This window comes from Vibrio caribbeanicus ATCC BAA-2122, assembly GCF_000165125.1.
GTDB classification, from domain to species: domain Bacteria; phylum Pseudomonadota; class Gammaproteobacteria; order Enterobacterales; family Vibrionaceae; genus Vibrio; species Vibrio caribbeanicus.
The window spans coordinates 79,706-105,881 of the sequence record NZ_AEIU01000083.1; the positions used below are offsets into that span (position 1 = coordinate 79,706).

Sequence of the window (26,176 nt, forward strand, 5' to 3'; positions counted from 1 at the left end):
GGCCTATATGATAAAGTAATTTGTCGCTAACAGCACTATAAGACCGCTTAGTAGAGAAAAAATTCAGAGATTGAGAGCAAATAATGCATATTTTCGGAAAAATTCTTGGCCTATTTTTTGGTTTTTCATTCGGGGGCCCCATCGGAGCTATGTTCGGTTTATTCATCGGTCATCAGTTCGACAAAGCAAGAAAGTTACGTGATGCTGGCTTCGACAGTAGCTTTGGAAATGGCCCTAATCAACAAGAAAGGCAAAGTGAGTTCTTTAAATCGGCCTTCGCCGTTATGGGACATGTTTCCAAAGCAAAAGGGCAGGTAACGAGAGAAGAAATTGAACTTGCCAGCACCATGATGGAAAGGATGAATCTGCATGGTGAGCAGAGAAGGGCAGCTCAAGAAGCGTTTAGGGAGGGAAAGCAGAGTGGCTTTCCTTTAGAAACGGTTCTTGAACGTGTGCGTATCTCCTCGGGAGGACGTCACGATTTGTTGCAGTTTTTTCTCGAGTTACAAATATCCGCAGCATTTGCAGATGGGGAACTTGACCCAAGTGAACGAGAAATACTGCATATTATCGCACGTGGATTAGGTTTTTCGTCTGCGCAATTGGATCAGCGTCTACGCATGCAAGAAGCCGCTTTTCGTTTTCAGCAAGGTGGTTTTGGTGGACAGCAAGGCCGTGAGCATACTGGCCAATCTGGTTGGCAGCAAAAATCCTCTCATAATCAGTTGAGTGACGCATATAAGCTATTAGGTGTAGAGAGTGATGCTGATGCAAAAACAGTGAAGCGAGCCTACCGCAAGTTAATGAATGAACATCATCCAGATAAACTGATAGCGAAAGGTTTACCGCCGGAGATGATGAATGTAGCGAAAGAAAAAGCGCAAGAAATTCAAAATGCTTATGACATGATAAAGAAAACCAAGGGCTTTTAGGTTTTAGCTTAGTATTCTTCAAAAGAAAAGCCTGACGAGTTTCCTCATCAGGCTTTTTTATGTTTGGTGGCCCCTCGCAGATTTGAACTGCGGACCAATCGATTATGAGTCGACTGCTCTAACCACTGAGCTAAGGGGCCGTTAGGTGGATGATTATAGGGGAAGCTGATCGGTGTGTCTAGTGGCTATATAGGGTAAATGCGCTTACATTTTATCCACTTAAACCAAAAATAATAAAAAAGGTGAGCATTTGCTCACCTTTTGTTCATTTAAGTCAATTCTAATCTTTAAATTACTCGTCTAAGAAACTACGTAGCGTTTCTGAACGACTTGGGTGACGAAGCTTACGCAATGCTTTAGCTTCAATCTGACGAATACGCTCACGAGTAACATCAAATTGTTTACCTACTTCCTCGAGTGTATGGTCAGTATTCATATCAATACCAAATCGCATACGAAGTACTTTCGCTTCTCTCGGAGTTAGTCCGGCAAGTACGTCTTTTGTCGCGACTTTGAGACTGCCCGCAGTGGCGGAGTCAAGTGGAAGCTCAAGTGTTGTATCTTCGATAAAATCTCCTAAGTGCGAATCTTCATCATCACCGATAGGAGTTTCCATTGAAATAGGCTCTTTAGCAATTTTCAAGACCTTGCGAATCTTATCTTCTGGCATCTGCATACGTTCTGCCAATTCTTCAGGTAAAGGCTCGCGTCCCATTTCTTGAAGCATTTGACGTGAAATACGATTAAGTTTATTAATCGTTTCAATCATATGCACCGGGATACGAATTGTACGTGCTTGGTCGGCAATAGAGCGAGTAATTGCTTGTCGTATCCACCAGGTTGCGTACGTTGAAAACTTATAGCCGCGGCGGTATTCAAACTTATCGACAGCCTTCATCAGACCGATATTACCCTCTTGAATAAGATCCAAGAACTGTAAACCTCGGTTGGTGTATTTTTTCGCGATAGAAATAACAAGACGAAGGTTTGCCTCTACCATTTCTTTTTTCGCGCGACGAGCTTTGGCTTCACCGATCGACATACGACGACTGATATCTTTAATGCTCTGTACCGTTAGAGAGGTTTCTTCTTCTATCGTTTTGAGCTTCGCGATGGAGCGTCGAATATCGTCTTCACTACGGCGAATCTTTTCAGCGTAAGGTTTGTCTGAAGCAAGTATTTCATCCAACCATGCGTCACTTGATTCATTGCCAGTAAAGAGTGTTATAAAAGACTTCTTAGGCATTTTGCCGTATTCAACGGACGCTTTCATAATTAAGCGTTCTTGAGTACGAACTCGTTCCATTGAAGTTCGAAGTTCTTCGACAAGGTAGTCAAATTGTTTCGGTGTTAGGCGGAACTCCCTAAATACATCCAAAACTAATTCGTGGGCAATTTGTGCCTTAGGGCTCTCACTGCCGTATTCGTTGCAAGCCAGCTGGAAATTTTGGAACGTGTTACGTAGTGAGGTGAACTTCTCTAACGCAAGCTCAGGGTCAATACCTGATTCTTCCTCATCATCTGTACCTTCGCCGTCTTCCTCGTCTTCATCATCAACATCATCTTCATCATCGAGTTCACTCTCGGTGAGTTCGGAGCCAATGTGTGTTGCTGTTGGAGCTGTCGTCTCATCAGCGTTTGGATCAACAAATCCAGTGATAAGATCAGTGAGGCGAAGTTCTTCAGCTTGAACCTTATCGAACTGCTCGAGGATATATGGAATCGTACCTGGGTACTCAGCTACCGCATTTTGGACTTGATTAATCCCGTCTTCAATGCGTTTCGCAATATCGATCTCACCCTCGCGGGTCAGAAGCTCAACGGTTCCCATTTCTCGCATATACATACGAACAGGGTCTGTTGTGCGGCCGATTTCATTCTCAACGCTTGACAGCGCAGCAGCTGCAGCTTCTGCTGCATCTTCGTCGGTGATTGTGTCATCATCATTTAACGCCAAGTCATCAGCATCTGGAGCAGTTTCCACTACCCGAATGCCCATGTCGTTGATCATCTGAATGATATCTTCCACTTGTTCTGAGTCAACAATTTCTGCTGGCAAGTGGTCATTTACTTCTGCGTAGGTCAGATAGCCTTGTTCCTTGCCTTTGATGACAAGTTGTTTCAGCTGTGACTGCGGATTTTGATCCATAGACGGTATCCAACTTAGTGTTTGGTGAAGGAATTAGTATGCGAGTTGCAAACCACACATTGTAACAAATTTATTACGTGCTGACTATTCGAACAGGGTTACGCTTTTAAATCTAGCATTAATGCTAGTAGCTCCCTTCTTTCCTCGGTTGATAAACCGATACTTCTCTCTTTGGCCTGCAAATCTTCAATTTGTTTTTCAACACATTGGGCAAGTATTTTGTCCAATGAGTCTAAAAATATATCTTGTTCGTTATCATCCTCTACGGGAATACTCCATCCTGCAAGTCGCGATAACAGCGCCTCATGGCGAGTGTCTCTCCAGCATTCCAATAACTGGCCTGAGCTGATATTGGGGCGCTTATGACAATATTCAAGTACCTCGATAAATAAACTTAAACCCGGAACGGGAAGACCAGCGACACTTGATAAATTTGGTACCATTTCAGCATAGCTTGGATTTTGAATAAGCAAAGCTATTACCTCGCGCATTGGTGTGCGCTTCAGAGCGGTATGAGGTTGCGTTGCAACATCAACACTCTTCTTACGTGGTTTACGCAGGTTATTATCAAAGCCTGTACGCTCATCGAGTAATTTATCGAGAAGTTCTTGAAAAAATGGGTCTGGAATTTTTTCAATCATGGCACTCGCATGAGCGCGCAGTGCTGATTTACCTTCATTACTCCCCAAGTTCAATTGGTGGATGTCGATTAAGTTATCGAACAAGTAACGCGATAAAGGTATTGACTCTGCTATTTTTCGTTCAAATGCCTCTTTACCATGCTGACGAATGAAGCTATCGGGATCTTCACCGTCAGGTAAAAAGAGAAATTTAAGTGTGTTGCCTGTCTTAAGGAATTGAAGTGCATTTTCGAGAGCTCGCCAAGCAGCATCTTTACCCGCTCTGTCTCCATCGTAGCAACAAACAACGGTATTAGTTTGTCTAAATAAGAGTTGAATATGGTCACCGGTCGTCGAAGTCCCCAATGATGCGACTGAGTAATCAATGCCGTATTGAGCTAAAGCGACAACATCCATATACCCCTCGACAACCAGTATATTCGATGGCTCTCTGTGTGCTTGCATCACTTCATAAAGGCCGTAGAGTTCTTTGCCCTTATGGAAAATAGGTGTTTCAGGCGAATTTAGATATTTCGGTGTCCCTTCACCTAAAACCCGACCGCCAAAGCCAATGACTCTCCCTCTTCTGTCTCGAATTGGAAACATAATACGGCCGCGAAACCGGTCATAGCGATTACCTTTCTCGTTCTCAATCAACATACCACCGGAGACTAACATATCTTGTAACTGTGGGGTTTGACCAAAATTTTTACGAATACTATCCCACTCGTCTGCGATATAACCGATGCCAAATTTTTGTACAATTGGACCAGATAAACCTCGCTCTTTTAGGTAGTCGATGGCTGCTTTACTTTGTTTTAGTTGATCTCGATAGTAATGGCTTATACTTGCCATTAAGTCATAGAGGTTACGCTTTTGTTCGGAGTTTGCCTGCGGTTGCTTGGATGGGAAAGAGGTGCCAGCGCGTTGCTCTCTCGGGACGTCAAGACCTAACGTGTTCGCCAGCTCTTCAATTGCTTCAACAAAATCAAGCCGTTCATACTCCATCATAAAGTCAATGGCATTGCCATGAACCCCACAACCAAAACAGTGATAGAACTGTTTGTCTTGTGAAACACTAAAGGAGGGGGTTTTTTCGTTGTGGAAAGGACAGCAAGCGCTGTAGTTTTTGCCTTTTTTCTTAAGTTTTACGCGCGCATCAATGATGTCGACAATATCTAGCCGAGCAATAAGATCATCAATAAAACTACGAGGGATATGTCCTGCCATAAAACCTTAGAAAACTACAAAAAATGAACAGACCGGATACAAACAAGCCGTGCATCCCATAGAATAGCACGGCTTGTTGCAGTTGGATAAAGGTTAAGAGAGCTTTGAACGAACTAAACCACTTACCTTACCCATATCTGCGCGCCCTTGAATCTGCGGTTTGAGAATACCCATGACCTGACCCATATCTTGCATATTTGCAGCATTTGTTTCTGCAATTGCTTTTTCAATAAGGGTAATCACTTCCTGCTCGGTCAACGGTTGAGGCATAAATTCCTCGAGTACCGTGATTTCAGCTTTCTCAACATCGGCTAAATCTTGTCGACTTGCTGATTCATATTGTGCGACAGAATCGCGACGTTGTTTGACCATTTTGGTCAGGATTGCAACAATGTCGTCATCGTTCAGAGTGATCTGTTCGTCAACTTCACGTTGCTTTATCGCAGACAAAGCCAAACGTATTGTGCCAAGGCGTGGTTTATCCTTGGCTTTCATCGCTATTTTTTGCTCTTCTTTGAGTCTTTCAATCAGAGCCATAACTATAATCCTTGGGACTTAGCTATTAGTACAGGCGAACGCGACGAGCGTTTTCGCGAGCAAGCTTTTTAGCGTGACGCTTTTGAGCTGCTGCTTTTGCGCGTTTGCGAACTGTAGTTGGTTTTTCGTAGTGCTCACGACGACGCACTTCAGAAAGGATACCTGCTTTTTCGCAAGAGCGTTTGAAACGACGTAGAGCAACGTCGAACGGTTCGTTTTCACGTACTTTAACTACTGGCATATGCCTTTCACCTCAGGGGTTAATTCGTTAATGCTGATTTCACAGTGCCTTGCTTTTTGCTCGGACCCCAATCAGCTTGATCAAAAATGGTGCGGAATTTTAATCTGATCGTACTATCTTTGTAAAGTATTTTGTTGGGTAGAGTTTGCACAAAATTTGTTTGCTAAGCAAAGGCACGGTAAGATTGCGCCAAATTTTAATTATAGACAGAGTTGTTCAAGGTAAACCATGCGCATTATCGGTATTGAAACATCATGTGATGAAACAGGCATTGCCATTTATGATGATGAGAAAGGTTTGCTCTCTCACCAATTGTATAGCCAAGTAAAACTCCATGCAGACTATGGAGGGGTAGTACCTGAATTGGCTTCTCGAGATCATGTTAAAAAAACAATCCCTTTAATCAAGGCTGCGATGCATGAGGCTGGACTGCAACCCCGCGACATAGATGGTATTGCCTACACAGCAGGCCCCGGGCTAGTTGGTGCTCTATTGGTTGGTGCAACTATTGGGCGGAGTCTCGCTTACGCTTGGGGAGTCCCCGCAGTTCCAGTTCATCATATGGAAGGGCACTTGCTTGCTCCGATGCTAGAGGATAATCCTCCTCCCTTTCCTTTTGTCGCTGTGCTGGTATCCGGCGGACATAGTATGATGGTAGAAGTACGTGGTATCGGTCGATACACGATTTTGGGCGAGTCGATTGATGATGCTGCAGGTGAGGCATTCGATAAAACCGCCAAGCTTATGGGATTAGACTACCCAGGGGGGCCATTGCTATCAAAACTCGCTGAGAAAGGAACACCGGGGCGATTTAAATTTCCAAGACCAATGACTGATAGACCGGGTCTTGATATGAGTTTTTCGGGTTTAAAAACTTTTACAGCTAACACTATTGCGGCTAATGGAGACGATGAACAAACGCGTGCTGATATTGCATTAGCTTTTGAAGAAGCGGTTTGCGCGACATTAGCGATTAAATGCAAACGAGCATTAGAACAAACTGGATTTAAAAGAATTGTTATTGCTGGTGGGGTCAGTGCGAACGGCCGCCTTCGCTCCGAGCTAGCTAAGCTTGCTGAGAAAGTTGGTGGGGAAGTTTATTATCCTAGAACCGAGTTTTGTACTGATAATGGCGCAATGATAGCGTTTGCTGGTATGCAGCGTCTTAGAAATGGTGAGTCAACGGATCTATCTGTTCAAGCAACGCCTCGATGGCCTATTGATCAGTTATCTCCAATAGACTGATTCGTTGTTAAATTTATTTAATCTTCTGATCCTCCAAAAGCAATACATCATTATTGGGTAAATTGTTGGTCGTTTCTGGGGACTATTTGTCCCCTTTATTGTTCGAAACGAGTTTTTCTTTTAAAACCCATTTAGCGCGGAACATGGCAACACGATAGTGAAGGTTACGATATAGCATTCAAGGGTAACGAATGAAAAAGTTTGAAATCGATGGGTACGAAATGGCCTATCTTGATGTTGGTCAAGGGCCTGTAATAATTTTTGGGCATGCCTACCTCATGGATAGCAGTATGTGGGTTCATCAAGTAGGGATATTAAAAGAAAATTATCGTTGTATTATTCCTGACTTTTGGGGGCATGGTGCGTCAGACAGCGTTCCGAAGTCGGTTAACACTTTAAAAGACTACGCTAAACAAGTGAACGGTTTGCTAGATTCTTTGGGTATTTATGAGTTTTCAGTCGTTGGGTTGTCCATGGGCGGGGTTTGGGGAGCAGAGCTGGCGAGCTTGATTCCTCAAAGGGTCAAAAGCCTCGTCTTGATGGATACATTTGTCGGTTTAGAGCCCGAAGTTAGCCACAAGAAATTTTTTGCCATGCTTGAGCTTATCGAAGCTAGGCAAGCGATAACGAGTGATATTAGTGAAGATATAGTCTATTTATACTTTTCAAACAGCACTGCCGAAAGCAGTAGGCTTGGCGAAAAACTGCGCAAGAAGTTAACAAATTTAGAGGCGGTCTCTGTCATTAACTTAGCTAAAGTGGGCCGGATGTTTTTTGGGCGCAGAGATCAAACTGCCGAGCTCGAGAAGTTATCTATGCCTGCGTTAATCGCAGTCGGTCAGCAAGATAAATTACATAGAGTTTTAGAGTCTTATTTAATGCAAGATTGTTTGAATAATTCTGAGCTTGTAGAGATCTCACATGCAGGACACCTGAGTAATCTTGAGCAGCCAGATTTTGTTACCGATATGCTGGCATGTTTTCTGACACGTCCGTAAATAAGTAATAGTTAAAAGCCTGTTTTGTCTCGTTGCCCAATACGTGGTTCAGTACCATTCCACAGGCGTTTAATATTTCTGTGATGGCGAAAGATAATTAAGCAACAGAGCATGGAGACAGGTAGCGTGTAACTTGGTTTGATAAGCCAAGTATAAAACGGTGTCAGTACGACAGTTACGATAGCAGCAACAGAAGAATATCGGCTAACCAATACACTGATTAACCAAGTCGCAATGACCATACAGGTTAGGTCTAACCCAATAGGAGCTATTGCACCGAGGGCCGTTGCGACTCCTTTTCCTCCGTTAAATTGAAAGAAAACGGGGTACATGTGTCCTAGACAGGCAGAAATAGCAACAATTCCAAGCATAACTGGCCCCAGCCCGAGGTAGTATCCCCCCCATACAGGAAGCATCCCTTTTAAAACGTCACAGATCAAAACAGCAATTGCAGCTTTTTTCCCCCCTAAACGAAGAACATTGGTTGCTCCTGGGTTTTGTGAGCCTACTTCTCTCGGATCTGGAAGTGTTAATATGGCGCAGATAATAATAGCACTGGAAATGGATCCCAGGAGGTAGGCTGTAGGAATTAAAATTAGTGCTATTATGTCCATCTTTATTCAACTAGTTTGAAACAGGTGTTAGCCAAGCGAGTTACTGATATGATATCTCGCTTAGTATCATCGAGCCACAAAATGTGTGTATTTGTGGCTACTATTAGGCATTTTTGCAATTCGTGTTTATCTGAATTCTAAGGGGAACAACATATGGATAGAGTTTTTATTGAGCAGTTGGAAGTGATTACTACCATAGGTGTCTACGATTGGGAGCAGCAGATTAAACAGAAACTTCTACTTGATATTGAAATGGCGCATGATAATCGCCTTGCAGGGAAGAGTGATAATGTTGCGGATGCGCTGGATTATTCAGAAGTGTCCAGTTTGGTTGTTAAACATATTGAAAATAATAGATTTTTATTAGTAGAGCGAGTTGCTGAAGAAGTCACAGAGTTGATTATGCGTCGATTTAATGTTCCATGGATAAAAGTACGTTTGGCCAAACCTGGTGCTGTAGTACAGGCTCGCTCTGTAGGTGTTGTGATTGAACGAGGGACATTATGATCACGACTTATATTGGGGTAGGTTCCAATATTGAACGTCACCGCCATATTGAGGAGGCGGTGAGAGAGTTGTCCAAGTTAGGTGGTGATCTGCGTTTATCGACGATATATGAGTGTGATGCGGTCGGGTTTGAAAGCGAGCCTTTTTATAATTTAGTCGTTGAGATGAAGACTTCGATTGATTTACTCAGCTTTTCCGAACGCTTGCGTGAAATTGAAATTCGTTGGGGACGTGCGATTGATGCTGGCAAGTATGAGCCTAGAACCCTAGATTTGGATATTATATTCTTCGGAAGAGAAGTTTCTGAATCACATCCTGAGTTACCTCGCAGTGATATTTACAAGTATGCGTTTGTATTACAACCATTATTGGAACTTTGTCCCAACTATGTTGTTCCAAAAGATGGACGGACGGTTAAACAAATTTGGCAACAACTAAATTTAGACACTTTGATGTTGCCTGTTCCTTCTTGGTTTTATTTAAATTTTTGAGACTATAATGAATTTTTTTGAAGCGTTTTTTCTAGCCTTAATTCAGGGGTTAACCGAGTTTTTACCTATATCTAGCTCCGCTCACCTTATCCTTCCTTCTGCCATCTTGGGCTGGGCTGATCAAGGTCTTGCGTTTGATGTCGCAGTACATGTTGGGACATTGGCCGCCGTTGTATTGTATTTCCGTAAGGAAGTGGTTGAACTCTTGACTGCATTTTTTGCTTCTATTTTTCGTCGAGACAGAAGCAAAGAGGCCAAATTAGCTTGGATGATTGTTATAGCAACCATACCTGCCTGTATTTTGGGCTTCTTGATGAAAGATATTATTGAACTTTATTTGCGCAGTGCGTGGGTGATTGCAACAACAACGATAGTATTTGGGCTATTGCTATGGTTTGTTGATCATCATGCCCAGCAGAAAGATGACGAATATCAGATGGATTTCAAAAAGGCGCTTTTTATCGGTATTAGTCAAGCATTAGCCTTGGTGCCGGGGACTTCTCGTTCAGGAGCTACGATTACCGCTGCTTTATATCTGGGCTTTACCAGAGAAGCGGCCGCTCGTTTTTCATTTTTGATGTCGATACCTATTATACTTTTAGCAGGTGGTTACCTTGGTTTAAAGTTGGTAGTAAGTGGAGAAACCGTTGATGTCGGTTTTCTTTTAACAGGCATAATAACATCGTTTATTAGTGCCTTTATTTGTATTCACTTCTTTTTAAAAATTATAACTCGGATGGGTATGATGCCATTTGTAGTTTATCGACTTTTACTTGGCTTTGGATTGCTTACGTTTCTTATGTTGCAGTAGCGTCAAGTATAAGCTCGTATGCGACTGATATAGATATACCTAACCCGGATTTTTCTATTTTTTGTTGATTGGTGTTATGAGACTTTTCGTTTTTGGTTTATTGATAATACTAGCTTGGCTCCAATTTGAATTGTGGGCTGGTAAGAATGGGATTCAAGATTTTTGGGCTGTTGATGCAGATATTGAGGTTCAAAATCTAGCTAATTCGAACCTAAAATCAAGAAACAATGAAATGTTTGCTGAGATTGATGATTTACGCCAAGGGCTTGATGCGATCGAAGAGCGCGCAAGAAATGAACTTGGTATGATCAAGGAAGGAGAAACCTTCTATCGCATAGTCGGTGAGGATAATTAGATGCTTTCAAATCAACAGCCGCAACTTATAGCGGTTGTTCCTGCCGCTGGGGTTGGTTCGCGAATGCGCTCAGACCGCCCCAAGCAATACTTAAAAATTCACGGTATTACAGTTTTAGAGCACACAGTGAACAAGCTTCTTAGCCATAAACTTATTGGCAAGGTTATTATCGCTATTAGTGAAAACGATGAGTATTTTCCTAAGCTAGATTTAGCACGAAACCCAGATGTAATTCGTGTCGTCGGAGGCGGTGAGCGTGCTGACTCTGTCATGTCAGCGTTGAGGTATGTTGTCAATCACTTCAGTACAGAGTGGGTACTTGTTCATGATGCTGCGCGTCCATGTTTTCAATTAAGTGATGTTGACACCCTAATAGATGCATCTTTTAAAAATCATATTGGTGGAATTCTAGCCTCTCCGGTTACAGATACGATGAAGCGTGGTGACACATCAGGCCGGATAGAACATACTATTGATCGTAGAGACATGTGGCATGCATTCACGCCTCAAATGTTTAAAGTTAAATTACTGTTCAATGCACTATCGGGTGCTTTGGATTCTGGAGTATCGATCACGGACGAAGCCTCTGCTTTGGAGTGGTCTGGTACAAAGCCCGAGTTGGTCAAAGGGCAGACAAGTAATATCAAGATAACACAGCCTGAAGATTTAGCTTTGGCTGCTTTCTATATAAGTAGAGATAAAGGATAACCCATGATTAGAATTGGTCACGGTTTTGATGTACACAAGTTTGGTGGGAGTGGTCCCGTGATCATTGGCGGTGTAAAGGTACCCTACGAGCAAGGATTACTTGCTCACTCTGATGGTGATGTTGCTTTGCATGCACTGTGTGATGCGCTACTTGGTGCAATCGCTGCAGGTGATATAGGGCGGCATTTTCCTGATACTGATGATAAATGGAAAGGTGCTGATAGCCGAGAGTTATTACGCGATGTCTATTCCCGAGTACGTCAATCGGGGCATGTTATTGGTAATGCTGATATTACTATTATGGCCCAGGCTCCCAAAATGGCACCACATATCGATGCTATGTGTAGGGTGATTGCCGCAGATTTACAAACGGATGTGACTAACATCAATGTTAAAGCGACCACAACAGAGCAGCTTGGTTTTACGGGTCGCAAGGAAGGTATCGCGGCTGAAGCTGTGGTGGTTGTTTTAAAGCAATGAGTCGTTGATGCTACCTCATAAAAATGCAGTCGATACTTGGAATGTTATTATGTCCGATCATTTGTCGTCTTTAGCTTATCTTAATGGTAAGCCTAAAGCACAAGGTAAACTAAAAATGAAGCATGAAGATTTTTGTGTTTCAGAGAATTTAAGCTTTGAGCCGAGTGGACATGGAGAACACTTGATGCTGCGTATTCGAAAAATGGGTGAGAATACGAGTTTTGTCGCCAATGAGTTAGCGAAAGCCTGTGGAGTAAAATCTAGAGATGTGAGCTGGGCCGGCCTTAAAGATCGCCATGCTGTGACAGAACAGTGGTTTAGTATCTATCTGCCCAAAAGTGAATCGCCCGACTTTAGCTTATTTCTAACCCGTTATCCTCAGGTTGAGATCCTCAAAACAACACGTCACCATAAAAAGATTCGCCCAGGTGATTTGGATGGCAATGAATTTAAGATTGTTATTTCGGAAGTAACAAACGTTGAAGATGTGTTGCAACGTTTGGAAAAGGTTTCACGGGGTGGAGTACCTAATTATTTTGGCAATCAGCGTTTTGGTCACGGGGGTAATAACCTCGTAGAGGCTAGGCGTTGGGGACGTGAAAATGTGAGGACTCGGAATGCACAAAAGCGAAGCTTGTATTTGTCAGCAGCTCGGTCATGGATATTTAATACGATAGTTTCTGCTAGGGTAAAAAAGGAGATACTCAACCTTGCTTTGTTGGGGGATATTGTAGAGCGAAACCAAGAGCTAGTATTGGTCACCAAAGAAAATATAGAAATCGTGAATCATGATCTTGTTCGAGGATTTGGCAGAGTAACGGCGGCAATGGCTGGTGATAATTCTCTGCCTACAGAGTCGGACGCATTAAATCTTGAACAGCCTTTTTTAGATGCTGAAACTGATTTGATGTCATTAATTCGTGGCAATCGAATGCAACATGATCGACGCTCTTGCATTTTGATACCGCAAGATATGCAATGGTCTACCGATAAAGATTCAGTGACTTTGCAGTTTTCATTGACGTCGGGCAGTTTTGCAACGTCTGTTGTTCGAGAATTGGTTAACGAAATTGAAGTAGAGCGTACATACAAATGAATAAGCTGAAAATACTGCTAAGCAACGATGATGGCGTTTATGCTGAGGGCATCGATGCCCTAAGACAAGAGCTCAGCGATATCGCAGAAATTACGGTTGTTGCTCCTGATAGGAATCGTTCGGGAGCCTCAAATTCTTTGACTTTGGAGCACCCTTTGAGAGTCAATAAAGTGGCTTCAAATATCTATTCAGTTCAAGGAACACCAACAGATTGCGTTCACTTTGCACTCAATGAGTTGATGAAGGATGACTTACCGGATTTAGTACTGACAGGGATTAACCATGGTGCAAACCTCGGTGATGATGTGTTGTATTCGGGTACGGTAGCGGCAGCAATGGAAGGGCATTTCCTTGGTGTACAGTCGATAGCCTTTTCTCTTGTTGGTATGCGATGTTTTTCTACAGCAGCAAAATTTGCAAAGCATATTGTACTTAGGCACATAGCTAACCCCATACCGACCAATCGATTATTAAATATCAATATTCCAGATGTTACTTTTGAACATCTTAAAGGTGAGCGGGTCACGAGGTTAGGCGCTAGACATCACTCGGAAGCTATGATCAAACAAACTGATCCAAGAGGGCAAGAAATTTATTGGTTAGGCCCTCCAGGTAAGGAGCAGGATGCTGGCGAGGGGACGGACTTTTGGGCCATTGAACATGGGTATGTTTCTATTACCCCTTTGCAAGTAGATTTAACTGCCCATGAATCACTTACCAGTGTGGATAATTGGTTGAAGGAAGAGTAGAGATGGCAAATCCACATGCTGACAGACTTATCGACTTTCTTGTCGCTAGTGGTATTAAAGATCCACAAGTTCTTGAAATTATAAGAGCTATACCACGAGAAAATTTTGTCTCTCAGGCAATGGAGCATCAAGCTTACGATAATAATGCTCTTCCTATCGGTCAGGGACAAACGATTTCTCAACCCTATATTGTTGCCAAAATGACAGAAAGTCTGTCTTTGCGCAAAGAGAGTAAGGTTCTTGAGGTCGGTACTGGTTCAGGTTATCAGACCGCGATACTTTCACAGATGGTGAATCATGTTTTTTCGGTAGAGCGGATAAAAGCTTTGCAATGGGAGGCTAAAAGGCGCCTCAAGCTCCTAGATATTTATAACGTATCGACAAAGCATGGAGATGGATGGCAAGGTTGGAGCGTGCATGCTCCTTTTGATGCCATTATTGTAACTGCGGCCGCTGACTGTGTTCCAGATGCTCTGCTTACACAACTTGCTGATGGAGGAGTAATGGTCATTCCTGTTGGTTTTGAAGAACAAAAGCTATTAAAAATTACGCGAAATGGTGAGGAATATCTTTCTGAGTTGATAGAAATGGTGCGTTTTGTACCTTTAATTGCGGGTGATTTAGCATAGTGATATTAGGCAAGCCACAATTCGTATTTTTGTTAGTGATTAGTGGGTTTCTTTCGGGATGTGCGACACATACACCGGCTCCAGTTAGTGGCTTAAATAAGGATTATGGCAGCCTTTCAAGAGGAAGTTATCGAGGTAGCTACTACGAAGTCAAGAAAGGCGACACTCTGTATTTTATCGCTTATGTCACAGACAAGGATGTAAGCGAATTGGTCGCCTACAATGATTTAGACTCTTCTTATACCATCTATCCTGGGCAAAAACTTAAACTTTGGCAGCCCGCCTATAAGCCCCCCGTACTCGGATTTCAGTCTAAAAATGCTACGGTTGCAGCATCAAATGTATCAACGGTTGCACCAATAGCTAGTGCAGTGGTAGCAACCTCTTCTGCTAATGCCAGCAGTAGTAGTGCATCGAATTCCAGTGCAAGTATGAAAAAAGAACGAGAAAATAAGGTTGAACAATCGAAACCAAAGGAGTATGTTCAAACTGTAAGTAAAAAAAATGTTAACAAAGAAGTCATCAATGCGAAAAAAGATAACAATAAAATTTCGCAGTGGCTTTGGCCAACCAAAGGGAGGTTGATTAAAAGTTTTTCTGCCGGCGATCAAGGAAATAAAGGAATCGACATTGCTGGGCAGAGGGGTCAATCGATATTATCAACAGCGAGAGGTACCGTCGTATATTCAGGCAATGCGCTGCGCGGGTACGGTAACCTTGTAATAATTAAACATAACGATAATTACCTCAGTGCTTATGCACACAATGATCGGTTGCTAGTACACGAAGGACAAAGTGTTAAAGCAGGTCAAAAAATTGCAACAATGGGCAGCTCAGGAACAAGCAGCGTCCGATTGCACTTTGAAATTCGCTATCAAGGTAAGTCAGTGAACCCAAAACGCTACTTACCGTAAAATTTACTGTTAGGTAAAATAGCGACATTAGACGTAGTAATGTCTTGCTAGCTCGCCAAGGGGAGGCGTTATGAGTATCAGCAATACAGCAACGAAAGTCGAAGAGTTTGAAGTTAGTGACGAAACAATGGATGGTTTTCAAGCTGACGATATCAAATCTACACAAGCCGAAGAAGCAAAAGAGGAGTTTGATGCATCAACTAAAAGTCTTGATGCGACACAACTTTACCTTGGTGAAATTGGTTTTTCACCCTTGTTAACTGCTGAAGAAGAAGTTCTGTATGCTCGCAGAGCTTTACGTGGCGATGAAGCGGCACGTAAGCGTATGATTGAGAGTAACTTAAGATTAGTCGTTAAGATTTCTCGACGTTATAGCAATCGTGGCTTAGCACTTCTTGATTTAATCGAAGAAGGCAACCTCGGTCTTATAAGAGCCGTAGAGAAGTTTGATCCTGAACGAGGATTTAGGTTTTCAACTTATGCGACATGGTGGATAAGACAGACCATAGAGCGTGCGCTTATGAATCAAACACGCACTATTCGGCTACCCATTCATGTAGTGAAAGAGCTCAACATCTATCTGCGTACCGCCAGAGAGTTATCACAAAAGCTTGATCATGAGCCTACGGCTGAAGAGATTGCGTTGCAACTTGACAAGCCTGTGGATGATGTCAGCAAAATGCTTCGTTTGAACGAACGTATCAGCTCTGTTGATACGCCAATTGGCGGAGACGGCGAAAAAGCGCTTCTAGATATTATTCCTGATGTCAATAATTCAGATCCTGAGGTTTCGACTCAAGATGACGATATCAAAAGTTCTCTTATCGACTGGTTAGACGAGCTTAACCCAAAACAAAAAGAGGTACTTGCTCGTCGCTTTGGCCTTCTTGGGTATGAGCCATCTACTTTAGAAGAAGTTGGACGTGAAATTAATCTAACTCGAGAACGTGTTCGTCAGATACAAGTTGAAGGTCTTCGTAGACTGAGAGAAATTCTGGTGAAACAAGGTCTGAACATGGAGAGTCTTTTCAGCGTTGCTGAAGAGTAGAAGAGTGAAAAAAGCCTTGCTTACCGCAAGGCTTTTTTAAATCATATTGATTCAATTTTTTGAAATACTCTTACCAATTTAATGCGGTTTTCCTCAAGCTCTACAATCTCCATTGGGTGTCCTGAAACTTGCACGCTCAGATGACTCTCTGGTATGTCCTCTAGGTGTTCCAAGATGAGCCCATTAAGTGTTCTCGGACCGTCAGTGGGCAAAGACCATTTCAAGCTCTTGTTGATATCCCTTATATTGGCACTTCCTTCGATAAGATAACTGCCGTCATTTTGTGGAGTGATTTCATCAGAGAGACTTGGTGTTATAGACGTTGTGAATTCGCCAACAATCTCTTCTAATATATCTTCGAGAGTGACTAAACCAATGATATCTCCATATTCATCAACGACCAGTCCAATTCGCTGCTTATTTCTTTGAAACTTCAGTAGTTGAACATTCAGCGGAGTACTTTCTGGAATAAAGTAAACTTCATCAGATGCTCTTAATAATGTTTCTTTAGTAAACTCATTTTTTTCTAACATTAAGCGATAGGACTCGCGTAAGCGCAGCATACCTACCACCTCATCAATCTGATCGCGGTACAGCACCACTCTGCCGTGGGGGGAATGAGTTAACTGTCGTACGATTGACTTCCAATCATCATTGATATCAATACCTGTAATCTCATTTCGCGGGATCATAATATCATTGACGGTCACGTGCTCTAAATCAAGAATAGAAACAAGCATCTCCTGGTGGCGTATTGGAATTAAGCTTCCAGCCTCGTTAACGACGGTACGTAACTCTTCTGAGCTAAGGTGATCTTCTCCTGTATGATCAGCCTTGATCCCCAATAGTCTAATAAAACCGTTAGTGATGAAGTTAACCAACACCACAAGTGGAGATAAAACTTTCATTAAGACGGTCAAAAGAATGCTACTGGTGTATGAGACCTTCTCTGGATAGAGTGCTGCGAGAGTTTTAGGCGTTACCTCGGAAAAAACAAGGATAACTAAGGTTAGTGCACCTGTTGCGATGGCAACTCCTACATCACCATAAAGTCTCATTCCTATAATTGTTGCAATAGCTGATGCAAGTATGTTGACAAGGTTGTTCCCGATTAATATCAGGCCAATAAGACGGTCAGGACGATTCAGTAATCTCTCGACTCTTTTGGCACCTTTGTGACCTGAGTTGGCTAAATGTTTAAGTCTATATCGATTGAGAGACATCATGCCCGTCTCTGAACCAGAAAAATATCCTGAAATTACTATAAGACATGCAAGTATAGCGAACAAAATGCCCGTTGATATGTCATCCAAAGCTTATCTTTTCCTTGTTAAGTGTTGCTTGATTTATGAACCAATCGCGTTTTTAAGTCAATGACAATGTGTCGAACTCTCCATTTTAAGGGAAAGGTTTAATTTATGCATCATTTAGTCAATTATCTGAGTATTATTTCTTGAACGAAGCGGCTTCCAAAGTAAGCTAAGGTGAGTAAAGATGCCCCTATTACTGTAAACCATGTTACCTTGCGTCCGCGCCATCCCTTTTGGTAATGCCCCCATAAAAGTATTGAAAAAACCACCCATGCAATAAATGATAAAATACCTTTGTGGGCTTTACCCTCTGCAAACATATCTTGCACGAAAATGAAGCCAGTGAGTAAAGTACAAGTGAGTAAAATATTGCCAATCAGAATGATATTGAAAAGCTGCCTTTCAACCATCATGAGAGGAGGAAGGTTTGGGTTAATGACTAGGGCTACCTTTGCTTTTAGTTTGTAGTCTAGCAAAGCCAATTGGATCGCATACAATGCACCAATGGTTAACGTTGAGTAGGCAAAAAGAGCAAACAATATATGGACAAGTAATTTGGGGTCTTGTTCAAGGTGTGTAATGAATGTGCTTGGCAAGTAAGCAGCAGCAAGCAGGTTTATGGCGGAAAAGCCATAGACAACTGGCAAGATAAACCATAATCGAGTTCGGAGCATAGCTCCACTCACGGCAACAGATATGATAAAACTCACCAACGACGCAACATTAAGAATACTGAGATTCTGTCCGGAGTTTCCCAGAATAAGATCGCTTAGGAGCCAAGCATGAAATGCTAATGCAAGTACAGCACTTGCGAATACAGCCTTGACGCGAATTCCCGTTTGATGAACCAGGCCAGGCACTATAGTGGCGAGCGCGACTAAATAAAGTAAAGCAGCAACAACGGCGATTAAGTTGTCCATTTTTCTCTTTACGCTGGTGAAAAAGTTAACAAATTATAACCTGCATCAACCGCTTGAGCCATGATTTATCGCTTCTTTAAGTCAGTTATGAGAGTAAAAATAATCCAAATAGTGTCCAGCGAGGTTCGGCTAAGGTATACTCGTGGTAATTTTTCGCCAAATTCGCAAGGGCGAGTTTCCCTGCAAACCGTCTAGGTAAAGAGACTAAGATGTTTGAGAATTTAACGGATCGACTATCCAAAACGCTAAAAAATATTAGTGGCAAAGGCCGCTTAACCGAAGAAAATATTAAAGAGACGCTTCGCGAAGTGCGTATGGCGCTCTTAGAAGCTGATGTTGCACTCCCTGTTGTAAGAGATTTCATCAAGCGTATCAAAGAGAAAGCTGTTGGAGTCGAGGTTTCAAAGTCACTTACTCCTGGTCAAGAGTTTATCAAGATAGTTCAATCAGAACTTGAATCTGTCATGGGAGACACCAACGAGGTATTGAACTTAGCGGCTCAACCTCCAGCAGTTATTTTAATGGCTGGCTTACAGGGGGCGGGTAAAACTACCTCTGTGGGTAAACTGTCTAAATTACTCAGTGAAAGAGAAAAGAAAAAAGTTTTGGTGGTATCTGCCGATGTATACAGGCCTGCAGCAATCAAACAGCTTGAAACACTTGCTGCGGATGTAGGAGTGGACTTTTTTCCTTCAACGGCGGAGCAGAAGCCAATTGATATCGCGAATGCAGCGATTGATCACGCAAAGCGGAAGTTTTATGACGTTCTCTTAGTTGATACCGCTGGTCGATTAGCGATTGATGAGCAAATGATGGCAGAAATTCAAGAGCTACATACTGCTATCAATCCTGTAGAAACATTGTTTGTTGTTGATGCAATGACAGGTCAAGATGCTGCAAACACAGCAAAGGCATTTGGTGACGCACTGCCTTTAACTGGGGTCATCCTCACTAAAGTTGATGGTGACGCTCGGGGTGGTGCTGCATTATCGGTGAGGCACATAACAGGGAAGCCTATCAAGTTTTTGGGCGTTGGTGAAAAAACCGATGCGCTTGAACCTTTCCATCCAGAGCGCGTAGCATCACGTATTCTGGGTATGGGTGATATGCTTTCACTCATTGAAGATCTGCAACGCAATGTTGATACTGAAAAAGCGGAAAAGCTGGCGAAGAAATTTAAAGAAAAGAAAGGGTTTGACCTTGAAGATTTTAGAGAGCAGCTTGGTCAGATGCAAAATATGGGCGGTATGATGGGAATGATGGACAAATTGCCCGGTATGAGTAACCTGCCCGACAATGTTAAAGATAAAGTTGATGACAAACTTTTCAAACAAATGGAAGCGATTATAAATTCCATGACAATGAAAGAACGTCAGCGTCCAGAGTTAATCAAAGGCTCTCGTAAAAAACGTATTGCTGCAGGTTCAGGCACCCAGGTTCAAGATGTTAACCGTCTTCTTAAACAGTTCACTCAGATGCAAAAAATGATGAAGAAGATGCAAAAAGGTGGCATGAAAGGAATGATGCGAAACATGCAAGGCATGATGGGGGGAGGCATGGGAGGAGGCTTCAACCCATTCGGACGTTAAGTCACAGTGTAATTCAAGGTGTTAGCTTATTCATATTAACCCCATATTCCCTCAAGTGGTGAATAATTAGCTAAATACCTTGCATTGCTCGGGAATAAGAGTAAAATTCCGGAGCTTTATTTTGGCACGAGCCCCAGGCTGTTTTGTTTTAGACGGTTTTTGGGGTTAATTTTATTTTTGAGAAAGCAAAGAGGACGACATGGTAACCATTCGTTTGGCACGTCACGGCGCGAAAAAGCGTCCATTTTATCAAATCGTAGTAGCGGACAGCCGCAATGCAGCAACTGGCCGTTTCATCGAAAAAGTTGGTTTCTTCAATCCAACTGCTAAAGGTCAAGAAGAAGGTCTACGCCTTGATCTAGACCGCGTTAATCACTGGGTTGGCCAAGGCGCGTCTCTTTCTGACCGCGTTGCTAAGCTAGTTAAAGACGCTCAAAAAGCGGCTTAATTTTTAAGAAAAGAAATTAGCTTATGTCGATGAAAGGTAAAGAAACAATGGTTAACGATAAGATAGTCGTAGGTAAGTTTGGAGCTTCTTATGGCATTCGTGGTTGGCTCAAAGTTTTTTCCTACACAGACAATACTGAAAGTATTTTTGATTACAGCCCTTGGTTTGTAAACCAGAATGGCTCGTGGGTTGAATATAAAGTTGAGAGTTGGAAACGTCATAACAAAAGTATGGTAGTGAAACTCGAGGGATTAGAGGTGCGTGAAGAGGCACAACTAATGACCAACTTTGAAATATGCATTGACCCTGCTGTATTACCAAAATTGCCAGAAGATCAGTTCTACTGGCGTGAATTAATTGGAATGAGCGTAGTCACCGAAGGTGGTTATGACTTAGGCGTTGTTTCAGATATGCTCGAGACAGGCTCCAATGATGTTTTGGTCATAAAAGCAAATCTAAAAGATGCTTTTGGACAAAAGGAACGATTAATTCCGTTTCTTGAAGAGCAAGTGATCAAAAATATTGATCGCACGGCTCAACGGATCGAAGTTGACTGGGATCCTGGATTTTAACTCCAAGTAACGGAGCGTTTGAACAATGTGGGTTGGCATTATTAGCCTCTTTCCTGAGATGTTCCGCAGCGTTACTGATTATGGAGTAACAGGTCAGGCGGTTAAAAAAGGTCTTTTGTCGGTTAACACTTGGAATCCTAGAGATTTCACTTACGATAAACATCGTACTGTTGATGACAGACCTTATGGTGGTGGTCCTGGTATGCTCATGATGGTTCAGCCTTTGCGCGATGCTATTCATGCAGCCAAGAAATCATCACCAGGAAAGACGAAGGTTATCTACCTCTCCCCTCAGGGTCGTAAGCTCGATCAGCAAGGGGTGGAAGAGTTAGCCACGAACGAGAATATACTTCTTATTTGTGGTCGATACGAAGGTGTAGATGAGCGTATTATTGAGTCTGAAGTTGACGAAGAATGGTCAATTGGAGACTTTGTAATGACGGGTGGAGAGATACCAGCCATGACATTAATCGACTCAGTATCACGGTTCATTCCGGGAGTACTTGGTGATTTCTCGTCAGCAGAAGAAGACTCTTTTGCCAATGGCTTGTTGGATTGTCCGCACTATACGCGACCTGAGGTGTTAGACGGTAAAGAAGTTCCTTCTGTACTTAAATCTGGCAACCACAGGCACATTCGTCTTTGGCGATTAAAACAATCGCTGGGCCGAACCTGGCTTAGAAGACCAGAGCTCCTGGAAAACCTAGCTCTGACTGACGAACAGGAACAATTACTGGCAGAGTTCATAAAAGAACATAACGCCCAGTAACCTATTAAATTTAGTATCAGTTTATTCTAGGAATAGTAAAATGAGTAACATCATCAAGGCTCTTGAAGAAGAGCAAATGAAAAAAGATCTACCTAACTTTGCACCTGGTGACACAGTTGTTGTTCAAGTTAAGGTTAAGGAAGGCGAACGTGAGCGTTTACAGGCTTTTGAAGGCGTTGTAATCGGTATCCGTAACCGTGGTTTACACTCTGCATTCACTGTACGTAAGATTTCAAACGGTGAAGGTGTAGAGCGTACGTTCCAAACTCACTCTCCAATGGTTGATAGCATTGAAGTTAAACGCCGTGGTGCAGTACGTCGTGCCAAGTTGTACTACCTACGTGAGCGTTCTGGTAAGTCAGCTCGTATCAAAGAGAAACTTGCTAAGAAGTGATGCTATATCTAGCGTTCTCATAGAAACGGAGCCCAAGGGCTCCGTTTTTTTATAGCGATTTAATTTTGATGTTCTGACCAAGCGTCTCCATCAGACATATCGGGAGCGCCAGCTATGCTGTGCTCTTCATCAGCCCAATCTCCAAAATCTATCATTTGGCATTGTTTGCTACAAAAAGGTCTATAAGGGCTCTGCTCGCCCCAAATTACATCCTTATTACATTGAGGGCACGGTACGAGTGTCATTTTTGACATTTTAGTCTCAACTGATTTAATAGAGTATTACCCTATTATACCTGTTTAAAACGTTGCCAACTAGCTACAGATGGCTAGTTCAAATTCGAATTCACTGCACGATGCTTGTCCTGACTCAAACTCAATAAATTTGATGGCAAAGCGATTCTTGTGGCCTGAGATCATAGGGTAGACTCCGGCACCCAAGGGTAAATTAAGGCGAAGTATATTGGCTTCATCAGCGTCACTTTGATAAAAGCCAGACTTTGCCCAAACAGCATGAAAAGCTCCGGTTTCTCTAGTTAACCTTAGCCAAAGTTTTAACGAATGAACTAAAGGCTGTAAGCTCGTGAGCCAATTTTTCGCATCATTCTGTTTTTGTGCCAAAGGTAAATGTAGCCAGTGATGCAGTGCGGGTAGGTCGAAACAACAGCAGCCACCGGGAAGATTAAAGCGCTGCCTAATTGTACTCAAAAATCGGTCATCTTTGAGACTTTGACCAAACCTTTCTGCCGTCATTAAGTCACTATGAGCCATATCGATTTCATCGAGGACTTCATTTAACATGTCTTGATCAACACCTTCGACATCCAGCCAAGAACGATAGGTCAGGCGCTGTTTTTCTATGTCTTTTGCTAGTTCACTCTTAAGTTGTATTTGTTCAAATATTTCAACCAGATCAAATAATGAACGATAAAATATTAAATACTTCATATCATCATCAAAGTGAGCGGCAGTATCGAGTTGAGTCAGTAACGCTTCGACACGCAGGTAGATACGTGTTTTTTCATTCAGTGGATGTTCAAAGTAATGCGCGTTCATTTATAAGCAGCTCTGGTTTATTTTCTATTCATTTTTGCCGATCTTTTTTGCATATTTCCATAAATATTTGGTGTAATTCTGCGATTTGAGGCAAAATCTTATGGTTTCTAGTATTATTTTTAATCACATAGTCTGCAATTGCCAGTCTTTCTTGCCTATTTGCCTGTGACTTAATGATTGCTTTTACCTGTTCTGTGCTTACTTTGTCTCGCAGTAAAGTCCTTTCGATTTGTATTTCTTCGTCAACATCAACCACTATCACTTTATCGACCAATGATTGAAGATTATTTTCAGCCATTAATGGAATAACCAACAAGGCATATTCAGATTTGACTTGTGCTATTTGTCGTTGCATCTCAGAGCGTATCAAAGGGTGCATCAAATTGTCTAACCACAGTTTTTTTTCAGGGTACTGAAAAATTAATGCTCTGAGCTTTACGCGGTCTAGTGCCTTATTGGGGGAGAGTATCTCTTCACCAAAGTGCTCAATAATCGCTTTTAACCCCTCACTTCCTGTTTCGACTACTTGTCTTGCAATGATATCTGCATCAACAACATCAATATTATATTCAGATTGAAAGAGGTTACTTATGGTCGTTTTACCACTTGCAATACCACCTGTTAATCCAACGACTAAAGCCATCTAAAGCCCCCAAAATTGCGCTATGTACCAATTCAGAATTTCGTCTCCCCATGTAAATGCTATCCAACCAGAAATAGCTAAATAGGGACCGAATGGAAAAGCCTGATTTAAGGCTTTTCCTTTTAAAGCAAGTTGTATAATAGCCATAAATACCCCCACTATAGAGGAGCAGAGGATAATCATAGGTAGGTATTGCCACCCCAACCAAGCACCTAAGGCAGCAAGTAGCTTGAAATCACCATACCCCATTCCTTCTTTCCCAGTAGCGAGTTTAAACATCCAATATACAGACCATAATGAGAGGTAGCCAAAGATTGCGCCTAGGACTGAGTCTTGCAAAGAAGTGGGACTTATTTCCATCAATGATAAGGCAATGCCCAACCACATAAGAGGCAGTGTGATTTGATCGGGAAGGAGCATTGTATCTAGGTCAATAAACAGCAGAGTAATAAGGGCATATAAAAAAATGAGTGCCGCAAAGCAGTAGAGATTTGGCCCAAATTGGATAGCTGTAAATAAGCTCAATAATGCGGTAATGAGTTCTACAAATGGGTAACGCCAACTGATTGAAGCTAGGCAACTTCTGCAGCGTCCTTTGAGCAATAACCAGCTTACGATGGGGATATTATCTATTATCTTGATACTTTTTTTGCATTGTGTGCAATGAGAGCAAGGCTGGCTAAGATTAAACTCTCCTTCTGGTTTTGCTAAACCACTTTCGGGAAAAGTGTCAGCACAGTCCAAACGCCATTGCCTCTCCATCATAATAGGAAGGCGATGAATAACCACATTTAGGAAACTGCCTATAATCAGACCAAAAAGTGCACTGCCCAGTGGGAATAGCCACAGATATTGTTCGAAGATTGCCATATTTTCGTAGTAAAGAGAGCTTTGGCTTATCTTATCCTAATACTGTCATCAAGTTAAAGATCGGTAGATACATAGATATCACGATAAGTGCAACTATTCCTCCCAAGATTAGAATGATGGCCGGCTCGAGAACTTTTTCCATCGATAAAACTGTATCACTGACTTCTTGTTCATAAATCTCGGTAATGTTTGAAAAGACTTCATCCAGTTTGCCCGTTTGTTCGCCGATCATTGCCATTTGCTCAACGATTATTGGAAAGGCTTTGGTTTTTCGAATCGCGATATAGATCGGCGTTCCAGCTGTTATATCCGTCGTCATCGCTTTGATTATCCCTTTGTAATAGTAATTATTGGTCGTTGATGCCGAGATAGTTAGACAATTTATAATGGATATATCAGCCTGAAGAGTGAGAGAGAAAGTGCGGCTAAACCTCGCTATCGATGATTTTCTGATAAGGTCACCGATAAGAGGAAGGCAAAGTAAAAGTCGACTAATTCTGAATCTAAAAGAGGTTGATTGTGTACTGAGCAGGTATCCTAATCCAATGGTAAAAAAGGTGAAAATAAATAGGGGCAATAGATAAGAATTGAGTGCTTCTGTGATAGATATTACCTGCTGAGTTAATCGTGGCATAGGAGCGCTGAAACCATTGAGCATGCTTTTAAACTGAGGTAGTACATGGCTAGTTAAAGTTTGAATGACAAGCGCAGATGCGAACAACACGGAGATTGGATAAATAAGCGCGTTAAAGACTTTTTCAGTATTTTTTTTGAACGTGATACGGTAGTGATAAATACGCTCAAAAATAGTGGCTAAGTCTCCAACCATTTCTCCGCATAGAACTAATTCAATGTCTACTTTATCGAAATGTTTACTCGATAGTTTTAATGATGATGATAAAGGGTTGCCATTCTCTAAATTCTCGATAATTTTGGATAAAATGGCTTTCATTCCGTATTTTTTTTGACTCTTTTCGATCATTTTTAAAACGTCAAGGATAGGCAGCCCAGCTCTCAATAATGTTCCGATTTGTCGGGTAAGAAGGGTGATATCAGCTCGTTTTTCTCTGTGGAATAAGTGCCAAAATAGGCTGCGATCTTTCCTTTCAATTCTTATGATTTGGATAGACTTTTGTTTCAGTGTAAATTTTACGCTCACTTTGGATGGTGAAAGCATAAAGCCTTTCACCTTATGAGCTTTTTTATCAAGGCCTTGCCAAAAAAATACACACTGCTTTGATTCTGACATTGT

31 protein-coding genes and 1 tRNA gene are annotated in these 26,176 nt (G+C 42.1%); 19 read left to right on the forward strand and 13 right to left on the reverse strand.

The window, feature by feature from the left end:
- Positions 1-83: 83 nt before the first annotated feature.
- On the forward strand, positions 84-932 hold the full coding sequence (gene djlA / locus RH40_RS13325) for a co-chaperone DjlA (RefSeq protein ID WP_009602070.1): 849 nt from the start codon (positions 84-86) through the stop codon (positions 930-932).
- 64 nt (positions 933-996) lie between these two features.
- On the opposite strand, the gene RH40_RS13330 is transcribed toward djlA, so the two are convergent.
- The 5 genes from RH40_RS13330 to rpsU form a co-directional block, all read right to left on the reverse strand.
- Positions 997-1,072 (reverse strand) — tRNA-Ile (locus tag RH40_RS13330).
- Positions 1,073-1,224: 152 nt separating this feature from the next.
- Positions 1,225-3,081 (reverse strand): RNA polymerase sigma factor RpoD, encoded by a 1,857-nt coding sequence (rpoD, locus tag RH40_RS13335; protein ID WP_009602071.1) that lies wholly within the window; start codon positions 3,079-3,081, stop codon positions 1,225-1,227.
- A gap of 98 nt (positions 3,082-3,179) precedes the next feature.
- Positions 3,180-4,931: a DNA primase gene (gene dnaG / locus RH40_RS13340; protein ID WP_009602072.1), complete on the reverse strand. Its 1,752-nt coding sequence runs from the start codon at positions 4,929-4,931 to the stop codon at positions 3,180-3,182.
- A 93-nt stretch (positions 4,932-5,024) separates the two neighbouring features.
- Positions 5,025-5,468 (reverse strand): GatB/YqeY domain-containing protein, encoded by a 444-nt coding sequence (locus tag RH40_RS13345; RefSeq protein ID WP_009602073.1) that lies wholly within the window; start codon positions 5,466-5,468, stop codon positions 5,025-5,027.
- A 25-nt stretch (positions 5,469-5,493) separates the two neighbouring features.
- Positions 5,494-5,709: a 30S ribosomal protein S21 gene (gene rpsU, locus RH40_RS13350; protein ID WP_001145625.1), complete on the reverse strand. Its 216-nt coding sequence runs from the start codon at positions 5,707-5,709 to the stop codon at positions 5,494-5,496.
- Between the two features lie 228 nt (positions 5,710-5,937).
- On the opposite strand from rpsU, the gene tsaD reads away from it, so the two are divergent.
- On the forward strand, positions 5,938-6,954 hold the full coding sequence (tsaD, locus tag RH40_RS13355) for a tRNA (adenosine(37)-N6)-threonylcarbamoyltransferase complex transferase subunit TsaD (RefSeq protein ID WP_009602082.1): 1,017 nt from the start codon (positions 5,938-5,940) through the stop codon (positions 6,952-6,954).
- A 191-nt stretch (positions 6,955-7,145) separates the two neighbouring features.
- Positions 7,146-7,952, forward strand: coding sequence for an alpha/beta fold hydrolase (locus RH40_RS13360; protein WP_009602083.1), 807 nt, complete (start codon positions 7,146-7,148; stop codon positions 7,950-7,952).
- An 11-nt stretch (positions 7,953-7,963) separates the two neighbouring features.
- On the opposite strand, the gene plsY is transcribed toward RH40_RS13360, so the two are convergent.
- A complete protein-coding gene (gene plsY, locus RH40_RS13365) occupies positions 7,964-8,566 on the reverse strand; it encodes a glycerol-3-phosphate 1-O-acyltransferase PlsY (RefSeq protein WP_009602084.1) in 603 nt (200 codons plus the stop codon).
- Positions 8,567-8,719: 153 nt separating this feature from the next.
- On the opposite strand from plsY, the gene folB reads away from it, so the two are divergent.
- From folB to rpoS, 11 genes are all read left to right on the forward strand, one after another.
- Entirely contained in the window at positions 8,720-9,073 is a 354-nt protein-coding gene (gene folB, locus RH40_RS13370; RefSeq protein ID WP_009602085.1) for a bifunctional dihydroneopterin aldolase/7,8-dihydroneopterin epimerase, read from the forward strand.
- A complete protein-coding gene (folK, locus tag RH40_RS13375; RefSeq protein ID WP_009602086.1) occupies positions 9,070-9,564 on the forward strand; it encodes a 2-amino-4-hydroxy-6-hydroxymethyldihydropteridine diphosphokinase in 495 nt (164 codons plus the stop codon). The genes folB and folK overlap by 4 nt, the downstream gene beginning before the upstream one ends.
- Before the next feature lie 7 nt (positions 9,565-9,571).
- On the forward strand, positions 9,572-10,375 hold the full coding sequence (locus tag RH40_RS13380; RefSeq protein WP_009602088.1) for an undecaprenyl-diphosphate phosphatase: 804 nt from the start codon (positions 9,572-9,574) through the stop codon (positions 10,373-10,375).
- Positions 10,376-10,451: 76 nt separating this feature from the next.
- Positions 10,452-10,730, forward strand: coding sequence for a cell division protein FtsB (ftsB, locus tag RH40_RS13385; RefSeq protein ID WP_009602089.1), 279 nt, complete (start codon positions 10,452-10,454; stop codon positions 10,728-10,730).
- Positions 10,731-11,438, forward strand: a complete 708-nt coding sequence (gene ispD, locus RH40_RS13390; protein ID WP_009602090.1) for a 2-C-methyl-D-erythritol 4-phosphate cytidylyltransferase — start codon at positions 10,731-10,733, stop codon at positions 11,436-11,438.
- A gap of 3 nt (positions 11,439-11,441) precedes the next feature.
- Positions 11,442-11,918, forward strand: coding sequence for a 2-C-methyl-D-erythritol 2,4-cyclodiphosphate synthase (ispF, locus tag RH40_RS13395; RefSeq protein ID WP_009602091.1), 477 nt, complete (start codon positions 11,442-11,444; stop codon positions 11,916-11,918).
- Between the two features lie 49 nt (positions 11,919-11,967).
- Positions 11,968-13,014: a tRNA pseudouridine(13) synthase TruD gene (gene truD / locus RH40_RS13400; protein ID WP_009602092.1), complete on the forward strand. Its 1,047-nt coding sequence runs from the start codon at positions 11,968-11,970 to the stop codon at positions 13,012-13,014.
- On the forward strand, positions 13,011-13,763 hold the full coding sequence (gene surE, locus RH40_RS13405; RefSeq protein ID WP_009602093.1) for a 5'/3'-nucleotidase SurE: 753 nt from the start codon (positions 13,011-13,013) through the stop codon (positions 13,761-13,763). Before truD ends, surE begins: the two co-directional genes overlap by 4 nt.
- 2 nt (positions 13,764-13,765) lie before the next feature.
- Positions 13,766-14,392 (forward strand): protein-L-isoaspartate(D-aspartate) O-methyltransferase, encoded by a 627-nt coding sequence (locus RH40_RS13410; protein ID WP_009602094.1) that lies wholly within the window; start codon positions 13,766-13,768, stop codon positions 14,390-14,392.
- Complete coding sequence (gene nlpD, locus RH40_RS13415; protein ID WP_009602096.1) at positions 14,392-15,306, forward strand: murein hydrolase activator NlpD; 915 nt, start codon at positions 14,392-14,394, stop codon at positions 15,304-15,306. The genes RH40_RS13410 and nlpD overlap by 1 nt, the downstream gene beginning before the upstream one ends.
- 70 nt (positions 15,307-15,376) lie before the next feature.
- Positions 15,377-16,354 carry an RNA polymerase sigma factor RpoS gene (gene rpoS / locus RH40_RS13420; RefSeq protein WP_009602097.1) on the forward strand — a complete coding sequence of 326 codons (978 nt, stop codon included), beginning with the start codon at positions 15,377-15,379 and terminating at the stop codon, positions 16,352-16,354.
- Between the two features lie 41 nt (positions 16,355-16,395).
- Here the strand turns inward: rpoS and RH40_RS13425 are convergent, their stop codons facing one another.
- Together RH40_RS13425 and RH40_RS13430 are read right to left on the reverse strand one after the other, a co-directional pair.
- Positions 16,396-17,667: an HlyC/CorC family transporter gene (locus RH40_RS13425; RefSeq protein WP_009602098.1), complete on the reverse strand. Its 1,272-nt coding sequence runs from the start codon at positions 17,665-17,667 to the stop codon at positions 16,396-16,398.
- 122 nt (positions 17,668-17,789) lie between these two features.
- Positions 17,790-18,584, reverse strand: a complete 795-nt coding sequence (locus tag RH40_RS13430; protein WP_009602099.1) for a cytochrome C assembly family protein — start codon at positions 18,582-18,584, stop codon at positions 17,790-17,792.
- A 209-nt stretch (positions 18,585-18,793) separates the two neighbouring features.
- Between RH40_RS13430 and ffh the strand changes: the two genes are divergently transcribed.
- From ffh to rplS, 5 genes are all read left to right on the forward strand, one after another.
- Positions 18,794-20,173, forward strand: coding sequence for a signal recognition particle protein (ffh, locus tag RH40_RS13435; RefSeq protein ID WP_009602100.1), 1,380 nt, complete (start codon positions 18,794-18,796; stop codon positions 20,171-20,173).
- Positions 20,174-20,372: 199 nt separating this feature from the next.
- Positions 20,373-20,621: a 30S ribosomal protein S16 gene (gene rpsP, locus RH40_RS13440; RefSeq protein WP_005438039.1), complete on the forward strand. Its 249-nt coding sequence runs from the start codon at positions 20,373-20,375 to the stop codon at positions 20,619-20,621.
- 23 nt (positions 20,622-20,644) lie between these two features.
- Entirely contained in the window at positions 20,645-21,193 is a 549-nt protein-coding gene (gene rimM / locus RH40_RS13445; protein ID WP_009602107.1) for a ribosome maturation factor RimM, read from the forward strand.
- Positions 21,194-21,218: 25 nt separating this feature from the next.
- The gene (gene trmD / locus RH40_RS13450; RefSeq protein ID WP_009602109.1) at positions 21,219-21,962 is read left to right on the forward strand and encodes a tRNA (guanosine(37)-N1)-methyltransferase TrmD; all 744 of its coding nucleotides are present in this window, start codon (positions 21,219-21,221) and stop codon (positions 21,960-21,962) included.
- 40 nt (positions 21,963-22,002) lie between these two features.
- Positions 22,003-22,356, forward strand: a complete 354-nt coding sequence (gene rplS / locus RH40_RS13455) for a 50S ribosomal protein L19 (protein ID WP_009602110.1) — start codon at positions 22,003-22,005, stop codon at positions 22,354-22,356.
- A 59-nt stretch (positions 22,357-22,415) separates the two neighbouring features.
- Here the strand turns inward: rplS and yacG are convergent, their stop codons facing one another.
- Genes yacG through RH40_RS13480 form a run of 5 tightly spaced genes read right to left on the reverse strand, consistent with a single transcriptional unit; the run spans position 22,416 to position 26,173 of the window.
- Positions 22,416-22,610, reverse strand: a complete 195-nt coding sequence (gene yacG, locus RH40_RS13460; RefSeq protein WP_009602111.1) for a DNA gyrase inhibitor YacG — start codon at positions 22,608-22,610, stop codon at positions 22,416-22,418.
- Between the two features lie 60 nt (positions 22,611-22,670).
- Positions 22,671-23,411 carry a cell division protein ZapD gene (zapD, locus tag RH40_RS13465; protein WP_009602112.1) on the reverse strand — a complete coding sequence of 247 codons (741 nt, stop codon included), beginning with the start codon at positions 23,409-23,411 and terminating at the stop codon, positions 22,671-22,673.
- A 28-nt stretch (positions 23,412-23,439) separates the two neighbouring features.
- A complete protein-coding gene (gene coaE, locus RH40_RS13470) occupies positions 23,440-24,054 on the reverse strand; it encodes a dephospho-CoA kinase (protein ID WP_009602113.1) in 615 nt (204 codons plus the stop codon).
- Positions 24,055-24,924 (reverse strand): prepilin peptidase, encoded by an 870-nt coding sequence (locus RH40_RS13475; RefSeq protein WP_009602114.1) that lies wholly within the window; start codon positions 24,922-24,924, stop codon positions 24,055-24,057. It abuts the gene before it with no gap.
- Between the two features lie 31 nt (positions 24,925-24,955).
- Positions 24,956-26,173 (reverse strand): type II secretion system F family protein, encoded by a 1,218-nt coding sequence (locus tag RH40_RS13480; protein WP_009602115.1) that lies wholly within the window; start codon positions 26,171-26,173, stop codon positions 24,956-24,958.
- Positions 26,174-26,176: the final 3 nt, after the last annotated feature.